The sequence below is a fragment of the Collinsella stercoris DSM 13279 genome (genome assembly GCF_020735465.1).
In the GTDB taxonomy this organism is placed as follows: domain Bacteria; phylum Actinomycetota; class Coriobacteriia; order Coriobacteriales; family Coriobacteriaceae; genus Collinsella; species Collinsella stercoris.
The window spans coordinates 1,195,940-1,208,583 of sequence record NZ_CP085935.1; the positions used below are offsets into that span (position 1 = coordinate 1,195,940).

At 61.9% G+C, this 12,644-nt stretch carries 17 protein-coding genes; 2 read left to right on the forward strand and 15 right to left on the reverse strand.

Annotated features, from left to right (window positions below):
- The first annotated feature begins 249 nt into the window (after positions 1–249).
- Both LK434_RS05145 and LK434_RS05150 read left to right on the forward strand, forming a co-directional pair.
- The gene (locus tag LK434_RS05145) at positions 250–2,748 is read left to right on the forward strand and encodes a U32 family peptidase (RefSeq protein ID WP_006720301.1); all 2,499 of its coding nucleotides are present in this window, start codon (positions 250–252) and stop codon (positions 2,746–2,748) included.
- 2 nt (positions 2,749–2,750) lie between these two features.
- Positions 2,751–3,434, forward strand: a complete 684-nt coding sequence (locus tag LK434_RS05150) for an RluA family pseudouridine synthase (RefSeq protein ID WP_006720300.1) — start codon at positions 2,751–2,753, stop codon at positions 3,432–3,434.
- 119 nt (positions 3,435–3,553) lie between these two features.
- Here the strand turns inward: LK434_RS05150 and LK434_RS05155 are convergent, their stop codons facing one another.
- From LK434_RS05155 to rplC, 15 genes are all read right to left on the reverse strand, one after another.
- The gene (locus LK434_RS05155) at positions 3,554–4,639 is read right to left on the reverse strand and encodes a Gfo/Idh/MocA family protein (protein ID WP_006720299.1); all 1,086 of its coding nucleotides are present in this window, start codon (positions 4,637–4,639) and stop codon (positions 3,554–3,556) included.
- A 252-nt stretch (positions 4,640–4,891) separates the two neighbouring features.
- Entirely contained in the window at positions 4,892–6,172 is a 1,281-nt protein-coding gene (locus LK434_RS05160) for a type II toxin-antitoxin system HipA family toxin (RefSeq protein ID WP_006720298.1), read from the reverse strand.
- The gene (locus tag LK434_RS05165) at positions 6,172–6,390 is read right to left on the reverse strand and encodes a helix-turn-helix domain-containing protein (RefSeq protein WP_006720297.1); all 219 of its coding nucleotides are present in this window, start codon (positions 6,388–6,390) and stop codon (positions 6,172–6,174) included. Before LK434_RS05165 ends, LK434_RS05160 begins: the two co-directional genes overlap by 1 nt.
- Before the next feature lie 295 nt (positions 6,391–6,685).
- A complete protein-coding gene (gene rplX / locus LK434_RS05170) occupies positions 6,686–7,006 on the reverse strand; it encodes a 50S ribosomal protein L24 (protein WP_006720296.1) in 321 nt (106 codons plus the stop codon).
- 18 nt (positions 7,007–7,024) lie between these two features.
- Complete coding sequence (rplN, locus tag LK434_RS05175; protein WP_006720295.1) at positions 7,025–7,393, reverse strand: 50S ribosomal protein L14; 369 nt, start codon at positions 7,391–7,393, stop codon at positions 7,025–7,027.
- Between the two features lie 107 nt (positions 7,394–7,500).
- Complete coding sequence (gene rpsQ / locus LK434_RS05180; RefSeq protein WP_006720294.1) at positions 7,501–7,767, reverse strand: 30S ribosomal protein S17; 267 nt, start codon at positions 7,765–7,767, stop codon at positions 7,501–7,503.
- A 15-nt stretch (positions 7,768–7,782) separates the two neighbouring features.
- Positions 7,783–7,998 carry a 50S ribosomal protein L29 gene (gene rpmC / locus LK434_RS05185; RefSeq protein ID WP_006720293.1) on the reverse strand — a complete coding sequence of 72 codons (216 nt, stop codon included), beginning with the start codon at positions 7,996–7,998 and terminating at the stop codon, positions 7,783–7,785.
- A complete protein-coding gene (rplP, locus tag LK434_RS05190; RefSeq protein ID WP_006720292.1) occupies positions 7,998–8,423 on the reverse strand; it encodes a 50S ribosomal protein L16 in 426 nt (141 codons plus the stop codon). Before rplP ends, rpmC begins: the two co-directional genes overlap by 1 nt.
- Positions 8,423–9,133 carry a 30S ribosomal protein S3 gene (rpsC, locus tag LK434_RS05195; RefSeq protein WP_006720291.1) on the reverse strand — a complete coding sequence of 237 codons (711 nt, stop codon included), beginning with the start codon at positions 9,131–9,133 and terminating at the stop codon, positions 8,423–8,425. Before rpsC ends, rplP begins: the two co-directional genes overlap by 1 nt.
- 3 nt (positions 9,134–9,136) lie before the next feature.
- Complete coding sequence (gene rplV, locus LK434_RS05200) at positions 9,137–9,502, reverse strand: 50S ribosomal protein L22 (RefSeq protein WP_006720290.1); 366 nt, start codon at positions 9,500–9,502, stop codon at positions 9,137–9,139.
- Positions 9,503–9,515: 13 nt separating this feature from the next.
- Positions 9,516–9,776, reverse strand: coding sequence for a 30S ribosomal protein S19 (gene rpsS, locus LK434_RS05205; RefSeq protein ID WP_006720289.1), 261 nt, complete (start codon positions 9,774–9,776; stop codon positions 9,516–9,518).
- A 26-nt stretch (positions 9,777–9,802) separates the two neighbouring features.
- A complete protein-coding gene (rplB, locus tag LK434_RS05210) occupies positions 9,803–10,633 on the reverse strand; it encodes a 50S ribosomal protein L2 (RefSeq protein WP_006720288.1) in 831 nt (276 codons plus the stop codon).
- A 165-nt stretch (positions 10,634–10,798) separates the two neighbouring features.
- Positions 10,799–11,086 carry a 50S ribosomal protein L23 gene (gene rplW / locus LK434_RS05215; protein ID WP_006720287.1) on the reverse strand — a complete coding sequence of 96 codons (288 nt, stop codon included), beginning with the start codon at positions 11,084–11,086 and terminating at the stop codon, positions 10,799–10,801.
- Complete coding sequence (gene rplD, locus LK434_RS05220) at positions 11,087–11,713, reverse strand: 50S ribosomal protein L4 (RefSeq protein WP_006720286.1); 627 nt, start codon at positions 11,711–11,713, stop codon at positions 11,087–11,089.
- Positions 11,714–11,728: 15 nt separating this feature from the next.
- A complete protein-coding gene (gene rplC, locus LK434_RS05225) occupies positions 11,729–12,349 on the reverse strand; it encodes a 50S ribosomal protein L3 (RefSeq protein ID WP_006720285.1) in 621 nt (206 codons plus the stop codon).
- Between the last annotated feature and the right edge of the window lie 295 nt (positions 12,350–12,644).

Sequence of the window (12,644 nt, forward strand, 5' to 3'; positions counted from 1 at the left end):
ACATTGCCGATGTGAAACACCTGACACATAGTACGGCAGCGCGCGGACAAAAACCCGCGCCTTTCGTCGAACGGCGCGATTTGTACCACGAATAGAAGCCGTTGTATATCCAGGTTTACATCCGGGCGCGGATTCGGGCTCGTGACGAGCTGATCTGGGGAATAGCGGGCGTATTTCCGATAACGTGCGTGCGGATGTGGGGCACCACGTCTATACTTGTTCCATCCATTTTCCCACTTGGAGTCACGCATGAGCACACCGCACCCCTCCACGCCCGAACTGCTCGCGCCTGCCGGCGGCCCGGAACCGTTTTACGCCGCGCTGGCTGCCGGCGCCGACGCCATCTACTGCGGCATGGGCGCATTCAACGCCCGGCGCAAGGCCGCGAATTTTACCGACGAGGCGTTTGCCGATGCGTGCCGTGCGGCGCACCTCGCCGGCACGCGCGTCTACGTGACGGTGAACATCGTCATCAAGCAAACAGAGATGGCCGAGGCGCTCGCGCTCGTGGAGCGCTGTTGGCATCTGGGTGCGGATGCCTTCATCATCCAGGATTGGGGGCTGTTCTTCGAGATTCGCCAGCGCATGCCCGAAATTGAAACGCATATCTCCACGCAGGCGAATATCCACGACGCACGGGCAACCGTTTGGTGCCGCGATGCCGGCGCCGACCGCGTGACGCTCTCTCGCGAGCTGTCCATCGATGAGATCTCCCGCATCGCCCGCACCGGCGTCGAACTCGAGGTGTTCGCGCACGGGGCCATCTGCTTTTGCTACTCGGGTGTTTGCCTGCTATCGAGCTTCACAAGCCACGGGCGCTCGGCCAACCGCGGCATGTGTGCACAGCCGTGCCGCCTGCCCTACGAGCTGGTGGACGAACGTGGGCGCAGCCATGCGCGGCCCGGGCGCGAACGAGCGCTGTGCCCGCGCGACACCTGCACGGTCCACCTACTGCTGGAGCTGCTCGATGCCGGTGCGCACGCACTGAAGCTCGAAGGCCGCATGAAAGCACCGGACTACGTGTACTCCGTCGTACGTGCCTATCGCGCGCAGCTCGACGACATCCTGACCGACCGCGACACGACCCCCGCCGAAGCCGAGGCGCGCTACCGCCTGCTCAAGCGCTCGTTTAACCGCGATTTCACCACGGCCTATCAGCTGGGCACCTCCGGCGACGAGATGATGAGCTACGAGCGGTCCAACAACCGAGGCCAAATCGTGGGCGAGGTGCTCGGGAGCCGCCCATTGGGCGGGACGCGCGGCCTCAAGCCCGACGACAAACGGCGTCGCGCCGCCTGGTGCACGCTGCACGTGGACGAGCCTGTGGGCAAGGGCGATTTGCTCGAGCTGCGCCACGACGACGAATTCGATCAGTTCCTCACCACGCACGCGCCCAGGGACCTCAAGCGCGGCGAAACCGTGGAATGCCGCACGGCGCGCCCCATGCCGGCGGGCGCTCGCGTGCGCCTGATTCGCAGCCAGGCGGCAATCGACGCCGCCGAAGCCGCACTCAAACAGCCGGTTGCACGCAAGCGCGCCGTTGATGTCCGCATACGTGCTCGACTGGGCGAACCGTTTGTTGTGGAGCTTTCCTGCGTGGATGCGCCGGAGCTGCACGGCGAGGCCGAGGGCTTTGTGGTCGAGGCCGCGCGCACCCGCCCCGTCCAGGCAGCGGACTTGATTGAACATGTGGGGCGCATGGGTTCCTCGCCATTTGAAGCAGCGCATTTTGATGTTGAGCTGGACGAGGGCTGCGGTATGGGCTTTTCTGCCGTGCACCAGGTACGTGCGGCGGCCTGCGAAGCGCTCGAGCGCGCGATTCTTGCCCCTTACGCAAAACGACCGCAGGACGGGAAGGTGGCCTGTGCGCCGACTGCGGCTGCATCTGGCGAGCATGACGCACATGCGACGTCATCGGGTAAGGCGCCGTCCGATATCGAGCTGTGCGCGCTCGTGACCTCGCTCGATGCCGCCCAAGCGGCACGTGAGGCCGGGGCGGAACGCATCTACATGGCCGTCGATGACGTGGTTGCCGCCGGCCTCTCCCCTGCCGACGTGGCCGATGCCCGCATCGTCCCCGTGCTCGATGAGGTGTGCCGCGAGGGCGACCACGAGCGACTGGATGCCTGGGTGCAGCGTGGGCTGCCCCTCGCCATTGGCAATATCTCCGAGCTGGCACTTGCCGCTGAGCGCGGTACCATCGCGGAAATCCGAAGCTGCATCCCCGTGCACAACACCTCGTGTATCGATGCCCTTCAAGCACACGGCGCTGCGGGCTTTTGGCTCTCGCCCGAGCTCACGCTCCGCGAAATCGAGGAGCTCGGCGCCGATCGGGCCGCAGCCGGCCTCGGCGTGTGCGTGCTCGGCTATCCGCGCCTCATGACCAGCGAGCACTGCATGCTGCAGGTTGCGGACGCCTGCATCCACGACTGCGAGCATTGCAGACTGCGCGCCCGTAAGTTCAGCCTCAAGAACATCGATGGCCGGCTGCTGCCGGTGCGCAGCGACATCCGCGGCCGCAGCCATCTCTACGATAGCGAGCTGCTCGATGTCACCCCGCACATCCCGCAGCTCATACGCGCCGGCATATCCCGCGTGCTGGTCGATGGCACCCTGATGGATACCGATGAACTCACCCGCATGGTGGTCCGCGCGCGCCGCGCGATAGTCGCCGCGCGCGATGGTCGCACGCCCGATCGCCGACTGCCCGGCTCGAGCTCGGGCTGCCTGTTCAACGGGATCGAATAGCGATGGGCGTATCAGCCGGGTTGCGCGTGCTCTATCGCGATCCGTGGCTTATGGCGGTCGATAAGCCTGCGGGCATCATCGTGCACGGCGATGGCACGGGTGCGCCAACGCTCACCGACGCCGTGCGGGCGCATCTCGTCGCCAGCGGCGAGGCCAGCGCGAGCGCCGCTGCGCAAGCGCTGCAACGCCTCGATCGGGACACCACGGGTATCGTGCTGTTCTCACTGGATAAAGAGGCGCAGCCCGCCTTTGACCGCATGATTGCCGAGCGCTCCATTCAAAAACGGTATCTTGCCATCGTGCATGGACGCTTCCCCGCTGCCAAGACAATGTGCCAGCCCCTCGGACGCGACCGCCACGATAGCCGCCGTATGCGCGTCAGCCGCACGGGCAAGCCGGCGCACACCGATGCAAAGCGCATCGCCTACGCAAAAGCCGATGCACGAGCACCGGAGCGCTCCCTGCTTGCCATCGATTTGCACACGGGCCGCAAACATCAGATTCGCGTGCACCTGGCGCACGCGAAGTTCCCCCTTTTGGGCGATTCCCTCTACGGAGGCCCCTCGTGTTCAGGCGGGTTGATGCTGCATGCCAGCGAGCTGTCCTTCACACACCCCATCACCGGGGCACCCACCCATATCCAGGCTCCCTACCCCGCCCGGTTCCAGCGCATCATGTCCCAGTAGCGCAAGCAGAGCGCCTTTGCCTCCGTGCCGCCCTGCATGGTCATACCCGATGAGAACCCGTGATTCAGCCGCTCTTGACAGCTTTTGATTCCTTTTGCGAACCTGGCTCGCACGGGCGCCTACTCCTCTTCGGGGTAGATAACGCCCCACTCGCGGCGCAGGCGCGTCATGATATCCATGACATCGGCTGCAAAGTCGATGAGCTGCAGCGCTCGCGCATCGCCCGCCACCGCTTGCTCAAGATCCGCCACCTCGTAGCACAGCGCGTATGCCTCAACGCCCTCCTCGACCTCCTCGCGCCGACCATCGGCCGTCCAGGTGATGGTGGCGCGATCGGCACGCGGGTAGCCCATGACTTCAATGTAGCAATCATCAAAGCAAAGCGTGGCTCGCTTGGGCTGTTTGGCATGCATGGTGAGCGAGAACACGCCAAGCTGGCCCTCGGCATTGCGTGTGACAAAACCGCTTTCCTCATCCACGCCCGTGGTAAAGCAATTGGCGAGCGAAACGACCTCTTGAGGCTGGCTTTCCATAAACAGGCGGGCGACTGAGAGCGCATACACCCCGATATCCAGCATGGCGCCACCGGCGAGGCCGCGATTCCAAAAGCGGCTGTTTGCATCGTCGTAGCTATGCCAGCTGCCAAAATTCACCTGAGCTAAGCGCATCCGGCCAAATTCGCCCGTATCGGCTCGGCGCATGAGCTCGGTATACAACGGCATGTGCAACACGGTCGTTGCGTCCATGAGCACCACATGGTGCTCGACGGCAAGGGCGCGGGCCTCAGCAAGCTCCTCACTGTTGAGCGTAATGGCCTTCTCGCACAGCACGTGCTTGCCGGCCGCGAGCGCCGCCCGTAGGTACGCGATATGCGTGTTGTGCGGTGTGGTGATGTAGATGGCATCGACCTGCGGATCGGCGTAGAGGTCTTCCACCGAATCGTATACCTTCTCGACCCCGTATTCCCGAGCGAACGCCTCGGCTTTGGCGCGCGTACGATTGGCGATACCGTGTAGCTTGCGGCCTGCCAGTGCGAGTGACTGCGCCATTTGGTTTGCAATGACACCGCACCCGATAACGGCCCAGGTAAGCTCGGGCGCCGTAAAGATATCCTGCGGGAACGGCTTGCCCGCAACGGCGGCAAACGCAGCCTTGGCCGCAGCCGCGGCATCCTTCGGAGCGGGCGCCCCAATCGCATCGGCCATTTCAAACCCCTCACCTCTAGGGTCGAACAGAACATGCCCATTGTGGCACAAACAATTCGAACGCCTGCTCATGGCGATTATCTTTCATATTATTTAATTTATAAGAAAGTATCTTTCACTCTGCCGTCACAGGGGCGCTTAGCTGCACGCCCACAACACCCGCTGCGGTGACCGTGCGGCGGCATCCAATGCGCCGTTTACAAGGCGGGAATTCAGCATGCGAATCGACTCAAGACGCAAGCGCGCACCACCTCATCTCGAAAAAGCACGCAGCACCTCGAGCCTCGGCTCAATATCTGCAATCAGATCATCGGCAACGTAGGGCGTCGACTCAAGAACGGGGTCAGCATCTCCCGACCCCGCACGATCGAGCGCACCGACGAGCGTGGCAGCGATCTTCTTTGCAATACGACGAAGCGCATGATCCTTGATGCCAAGCTCCCGCGCCAGGTTCTCTAAAGTCTCCGGTGTCACCTCGTCAATCGAGCGAGCGCCGCCCAAGTCCATCGCAAGGTCCCTGCTGTATTTTGGATACAGCGTCGTACACACCAGATCATAGGCGGGGGACAACTCGAACGAGACACTTTGCCCTCCGTTCGATTCCCGATACAAAAGCGAGTAGTTTTTGAGATGCGCATCGCAGTTCCCGATGACATACGAAAAGAGCAACTGCTGCGCAAACGCCATGATTTCACGCACGGGGCGCGCACTCCGCTCGCGCAAGAACGATGCGATGCGCCGAACGCTGCCACCCTCCAGCTCCGCATATTTCGACCCGGGCAACATGCGAAACGCTTGGCAGAAATCCTCTTGGTGCAGCCGTTCAACATGCCAGCCCTCGCGCGCCTCCACGATGCGGCGATCAAAGCGCTCAACGACCAAAACGGGAGTCGCGTAACTCAGCAGCGACACCTTGGCCACATTCAGTCCGCATGCACGCGCCGCTTGCATACATAGAAATTCGTTCTCGGGGACGTCGCGCATCGAGCTCGTTTTCAGCATATGCGTTGTGGCCGCAAGGCCGCGCGGAGAAAGCCAACCCGTCTCCATGGTGCAATCAGGCCGGTGCGCGAGGCCAGTCTTTCCCTGCGCACCAGCAAGGGATAATCGCCTGTCTGCATTATGCTCCGCAATCTGAGGAAGACTCTCGAGCATATGCATGATCTCAGCTTGCGTAACGGATACGTATCCCGCATCGACTGGCATTGGAGCGTATTCATCGGCTATGACAATGTCCCCTATGCAGTCACGCCCGCATGCCACAAGCATCGCGAGCCAATCGTCCTCTCGAAGCTTCAGTTCCGCTGCAAGCGCCTGGCGAGCAATCCCCTCGGCTAGCAAACCTTCAAAATACGGACGATATTGCGGCGGAGAAAACGGCTCGGCACGAAGCGGGAGAGATGCTGAGAGCGGAGCGGCGTGAGGGTTCGACAAATACGCCACATCATAGGTAAATGTCGATCCGTCCGCCGCGATTCGACCTACGAGCTCCGGCACGCGATACGACACGCGCGACACAAGCAAGGTGCCCATTAGCCACGCCTCCGACCTACAAGATCGATTCCAAGTGTGTTCAGAACCGTGAGCACCTTGCCGATCTCGGCGGTTGCTTTTCCATTTTCCAACTGCGACAAAAACGTAACGCCAACATTGGCATAATCGGCGAGCTCAGCCTGCGCAATCCCCTGGCGCTTGCGCTCGGCTTTAATCAGCTTGCCAATGGATGCCACTGACCCCAAATACTCTTCCATAGTTCCTCACCGTCTTGCGCGTTCGCGTACGTTTAGCGTAAAAACTCAAAAGTTTTCGCGTTCGCATAATTTATAAAAAATACTATCAGATTTTATGCGTACGCAAAAGATAAGAGTAGGGCACCTAAAAGCGGTTAGCTTTGCATCATCTCAACACTCAGAGCCAACAGTCCGTAAACGCAAAACCCCGTGGTATTCCTTAGCAATCACTCCACAGCTGAACACGTTTCATGCTCAGAAAGGACGCTTGCGTGGAATACCACGGGGCTCCGATGTTCGTTCTAGCGGTTATGCTTTAGAACTTGTGGCCGCACTTCTTGCAGACGCGCAGCTTGGTCTTGTGACCGTCGAGCTCGCCGGCCTCATGACCAACACGGGTACGCTTGCCGCAGGCGGGGCACACCAGGTTGACGTTGGATGCATCGATGGGCATCTCGGTCGGGACGATACCGCCCTGGTTGCCCTGGGTCGGCTTCACGGCCTTCTTGGCCACGGCGACGCCCTCGACAACAACCTTGCCCTCGGAAGGCAGGGCGCGCAGGACAACACCCTGCTTGCCGCGATCCTTGCCGGAGAGCACCTCGACCTTGTCGCCCTTCTTGATGGACATAGACATAGTGGTCTCTCCCTTACGTTAGAGGGTCTCGGGTGCGAGCGAGACGATCTTCATGTACTTCTTGTCACGAAGCTCGCGAGCGACGGGCCCGAAGATACGGGTGCCGACAGGCGAACCATCCTTGTTGATGACGACGGCGGCGTTGTCATCGAAGCGGATGTAGGAACCGTCCTTGCGGCGGACCTCCTTGACCGTACGCACGATAACGCAGCGCACGACATCCTTCTTCTTGACGTTCGCGCCGGGCGTGGCCTCCTGCACGGCGGCCATGACGACGTCACCGATGCCGGCGTAACGGCGCTTAGAGCCGCCCAGCACCTTAATGCAACGAACCTTGCGCGCACCAGAGTTGTCGGCAACGTTCAGCATGGTTTGCATCTGAATCATGGTTGGAACCTTTCCGAACCTAAGCCGGAGAGAGGTGCGACCGCCCTATACAAGAGCCAAAGGGGCTCAGGCGGGCGCACGTCACCGGAGGGTTTACTTCGACAAGCCTACTTGGCACGCTCGACGATCTCGACGAGACGCCAACGCTTGGTGGCGGACAGCGGGCGGGTCTCCATGATGCGAACGGTGTCGCCGACGCCGGCCGTGTTCTCCTCGTCATGGACGTGGAACTTCTTGGTGCTGGTCATCATCTTGCCGTACTTGGGATGACGCTTGCGCTCCGTGGTGGTCACAACAATGCTCTTGTTGCCCATGATGGAGGAAACGATACCCTGGCGGACCTTGCGCGCGTTGCGCTCAGTTGCTTCAGCCATTATCTACTCCTACAACTACTCGGTGGCAGCGGACTTCTCCGCTGCGATCTGACGGGCACGCTGCTCCGTGAGGACACGAGCGATGTCCTTCTTCACGGCACTCACGCGAGCGGTGTTGTCCAGCTGGCTGGTGGCCATCTGGAAACGAAGGTTGAAGAGCTCGGCGCGGCAATCCTTCAGCTTCTCAGCAAGGGCCTCGTCGGAAAGCTCACGAATCTCTGCGGGCTTCATTACTTGTCCTCCCCGTTCTTAGCGCGGGTAATGATCTTGGTCTTGATCGGCAGCTTGTGCTGGGCAAGACGCAGGGCCTCGCGAGCGATCTCCTCGGACACGCCGGCGATCTCGAACATAACGCGGCCCGGCTTGACGACGGCCACCCACTCCTCGGGGTTACCCTTACCGGAGCCCATGCGAGTCTCCGCAGGCTTCTTGGTGATGGGCTTGTCGGGGAAGATGGTGATGTAGACCTTACCGCCACGCTTCATGTAGCGGGTCATGGCGATACGAGCGGCCTCGATCTGACGGTTGGTGATCCAGTGGCGATCGAGGGCGACGATGCCGTACTCACCGAAATGGAGCTCGGTGTTGCCCTTGGCCTGGCCCTTCATGGAGCCACGCTGCACCTTGCGGTGAAGAATACGCTTAGGAGCGAGCATTACTGATTCCTCCTATCGTTGTTGCGACGACGCGGACGGGAGGTACCCTCGAGAGCCATGTTCGGGACAGGCTGGCCGGGGAGCTTCTCGCCCTGGTAGATCCAGACCTTGACGCCGCAGGAGCCCATGGTGGTGTGGGCGGTGGCGGTGCCGTAGTCGATCTTGGCGCGCAGGGTGTGCAGCGGCACGCGACCCTCGCGGTACCACTCGCGACGGCCCATCTCGGCGCCGCCGAGACGACCGGAGCACTGGATACGGATACCCTTGGCGCCGGCCTTGCGGGCGGACTGGACGGCCTTGCGCATGGCGCGGCGGAAGGCGACGCGGCCCTCGAGCTGCTCGGCGATGGACTGAGCCACCAGCACGGCGTCGAGCTCGGGACGCTTGACCTCGATGACGTCGACGGACAGGTTGCCCTTGGTCACGCCGGCAACGCGCTCGAGCTCGGTGCGCAGACCGTCGATCTCGGAGCCCTTCTTGCCGATGACGACGCCGGGGCGGGCGGTGAGGATGATGACCTTCACCTTGTCGCCGGCGCGCTCGATCTCGACGCGGGAGACGGCGGCACGGGCGAGGCGCTTCTCGAGGAAGCGACGGATCTCGATATCGTTACCGAGGGTCTTGGCGTAGTCCTTCTCGGCGAACCAGCGGGAGCGCCAGTTCTCAGTGATGCCAAGGCGGAAGCCAGTAGGATAGACTTTCTGACCCATGACTTAAGCCTCCTTTCGAGAAGCAACGACGACGGTGATGTGGCTCGTGCGCTTGAGGATGCGGGAAGCGGAGCCCTTGGCACGAGGACGGATGCGCTTGAGCGTCGGGCCCTCGTCCACATAAGCGGCCTTGACGAACAGGTCGTCGGCGCGCATCTGGTTGTTGTGCTCGGCGTTGGCGACGGCGGAGCGCAGGACCTTCTCCACGTCCACGGCGACGGAGCGCGTGCAGAAGTGGAGGATGTCGAAGGCCTGAGCGACGTTCTTGCCGCGGATCAGGTCGATCACGAGACGAGCCTTGCCGGGGGAAACGCGCACGTACTTGGCCGTGGCGCGGACCTCACGGGTCTCGGTGGAAGTGTTAGCCATTTACCTAAACCCCCTATTTGGCCTTGTGACCACGGAACGTACGAGTGGGCGCGAACTCGCCCAGCTTGTGACCGACCATGGACTCGGTGACGTACACGGGAACATGCTTGCGGCCGTCGTGGACGGCGATGGTGTGGCCGACCATCTCGGGGAAGATGGTGGACGCGCGGGACCAGGTCTTCACGACGTCCTTCTTGCCAGCCTCGTTCATCGCGATGATACGCGAGAGGAGGCGCGCCTCTACGAACGGGCCCTTTTTGAGACTTCTGCTCATAAGTGCTATCTCCTAACGGGTATCGGTTACTTCTTGCGACGACGGATGATGAGGTCGTTGGACGTCTTCTTCTTGTTGCGGGTGCGGTAGCCCTTGGACGGGGTGCCCCACGGAGAGACGGACGGACGACCGGAGGTGTGCGAGCGACCCTCGCCACCGCCGTGCGGGTGATCGACCGGGTTCATGACGGTACCACGGACGGTCGGACGGACGCCCATCTTGCGATGACGGCCGGCCTTACCGATCACGATGTTGGCGTGCTCGGAGTTGCCCACCTCGCCGATGGAGGCGCGGCAGGTCACGAGAACGCGGCGCATCTCGGAGGAAGGCATGCGCACGATGGCGTATTTGCCCTCCTTACCCATGAGCTGGCAGGCGGTGCCAGCGGAACGGGCGATAGCGGCGCCCTTGCCAGGCTGGAACTCGATCGCGTGGATGAGCGTACCCACGGGAATCTCGGACAGCGGCATGGCGTTGCCGGGCTTGATGTCGGCGCCGGCACCGGAAACGACGGTGTCGCCGACCTTGAGGCCCTTGGGGGCCAAGATGTAGCGCTTCTCGCCGTCCACGTAGTGGAGCAGGGCGATGCGGGCGGAGCGGTTCGGGTCGTACTCGATGGTAGCGACCTTGGCCGGCACGCCGTCCTTGTTGCGCTTGAAGTCGATAACGCGGTACTGGCGCTTCACGCGGCCACCCTGGTGACGCATGGTGATGCGACCGGCGTTGTTACGACCAGCCTTGACCGGCAGCGGCTCGAGAAGGGACTTCTCGGGCTTGGTGCAGGTGATCTCGGAGAAGTCCGCGATCGTCTGCCAGCGGCGGCCGGCGCTGGTCGGCTTAAGGTGCTTTACAGCCATTCCTTATCCCTTTCAAATCGGTCCGTTGGCCACTGCAAGCTGGGATTGCGGATGCAGTGACACCGGATTACCACGGCTCCGGGCGTTTCCTTTTCTTACGCACGGAGCACTTGAGCTTGCCTCCCCTCTCGAAGAGGCAAGCGTCAAGTAACAACTAAGGCGAAATTACGCCTGGGTGCCAAAGACCTCGATGGTCTGACCCTCGGCCACGGTGACGACGGCCTTCTTCCAAGAACGGGTCTTGCCGGCGACATAGCGCACGCGCTTGGTCTTGGGCTTGACGTTCAGGGTGTTGACGCGAACAACCTTCACGCCGAAGATCTCCTCGACGGCGTCCTTGATCTGGAACTTGTTGGCGTCCTTGGCGACCTCGAACGTGTACTTGTTCTCCTCCATGGCGGAGTAGGAACGCTCGGACACGATCGGGCGGATGATGATCTCGTGAGCGGTCATTTAAGCGAGCACCTCCCCGAAGTGAGCGGCGACGTCGGCGGGCATAATCAGCGCACCGTTGTTGATGAGGTCATAGGTGTTGGCCTCGGCGGGCGTGATGATCCACGTCTTGGGGATGTTGCGGAAGGAGAGGTAGGCGTTGATGTCATCCTCGCGAACGATGATGGTCAGACGCTTGCCCTCGAGACCCAGGGCCTTGAGCATGGCGACAGCGGCCTTGGTGGACGGCTTCTCGAAACCGTAGTCGTCCACGAGCACGAGCTCGTTGTCGCGGAGCTTGGCGGACAGGGCGGAACGCATGGCGAGCTTGACCTCTTTGTTGTTCATGCGCTTCACATAGGTGCGGGGCTTGGGCCCGAAGATCACACCGCCACCACGCCACTGGGCGGCGCGGATGGAACCCTGACGAGCACGGCCGGTGCCCTTCTGACGCCAAGGCTTCTTGCCGCCACCGGAGACCTCGGAACGGCCCTTGGTGGACTGGGTGCCCTGACGCCAGCAGGCCTGCTGGCACTTGACGATGTGGTGCATGACGTGGATGTTCGGCTCGATGCCGTACACGGCGTCGGCGAGCTCGGCCTCGGCGACCTGCTTGCCCTCGGCGTTCTTCACTTCAAACTTAGACATAGCGACGGTCCTCCTTTACGCCATGCGGATGGCGACCAGACCGTTCTTGCCACCGGGCACAGCGCCCTTGACAAGGATGAGGTTCTGCTCAGCATCAATGCGGACAACGGAGAGGTTCTTCACAGTCACGCGGGCGTTGCCCATGTGACCGGCCATCTTGACGCCCTTGAGGACGCGGGCCGGGTACGCGCACTGGCCGATGGAGCCGGGGTGACGCTGGATGTGGGAACCGTGGGACATGGGGCCGCGGTGCTGATTCCAGCGCTTGATGCGACCCTGGAAACCCTTACCCTTGGAGGTGCCGATGACGTCGACCTTGGCGACGCTCTCGAAATCAGCGACAGTGACGACGTCGCCGACCTTGTGCTCCTCGCCGTTCTCGACGCGGACCTCACGAAGGTAACGGACGGGCTCGACGCCAGCCTTGGCAAAGTGACCAGCCATGGGCTTGTTCACGTGCTTGGACTTGATGTCGCCGAAGCCGATCTGAACGGCGTTGTAGCCGTCGGTCGCCTCAGTTTTAACCTGCGAGACGGTGCAGGGGCCAGCCTGGATGACCGTGACGGGGACGACGTTATCGTCCTCGTCCCAAACCTGGGTCATGCCGATCTTGCGGCCGAGAATCATGTTGATCATTCGATCTCCAACTCTCGGTGGTCTTGGGACATTGCACGCGCCCCTTGCGCGTGCCCCTAGAGGACCACATACGGACTGCTGCGCCTGCTGCTTGCATTCGCCCTCGCCCAACCCGCGGCAACCCATTTGCGCAGGTAGATGGCCTAGGCAGAATCCTCCTAGTAGACACAGCTTGATTAGTATACACGCCCGCGGGCGTCTCCATATTGTCTTCGCAATGTTTTTGCAGGTAGGGACGGTCGGCTCTATGTGCCTCAGTGGGTCGGCGAGCCGCTCGCACCCTGGATGCACTTCT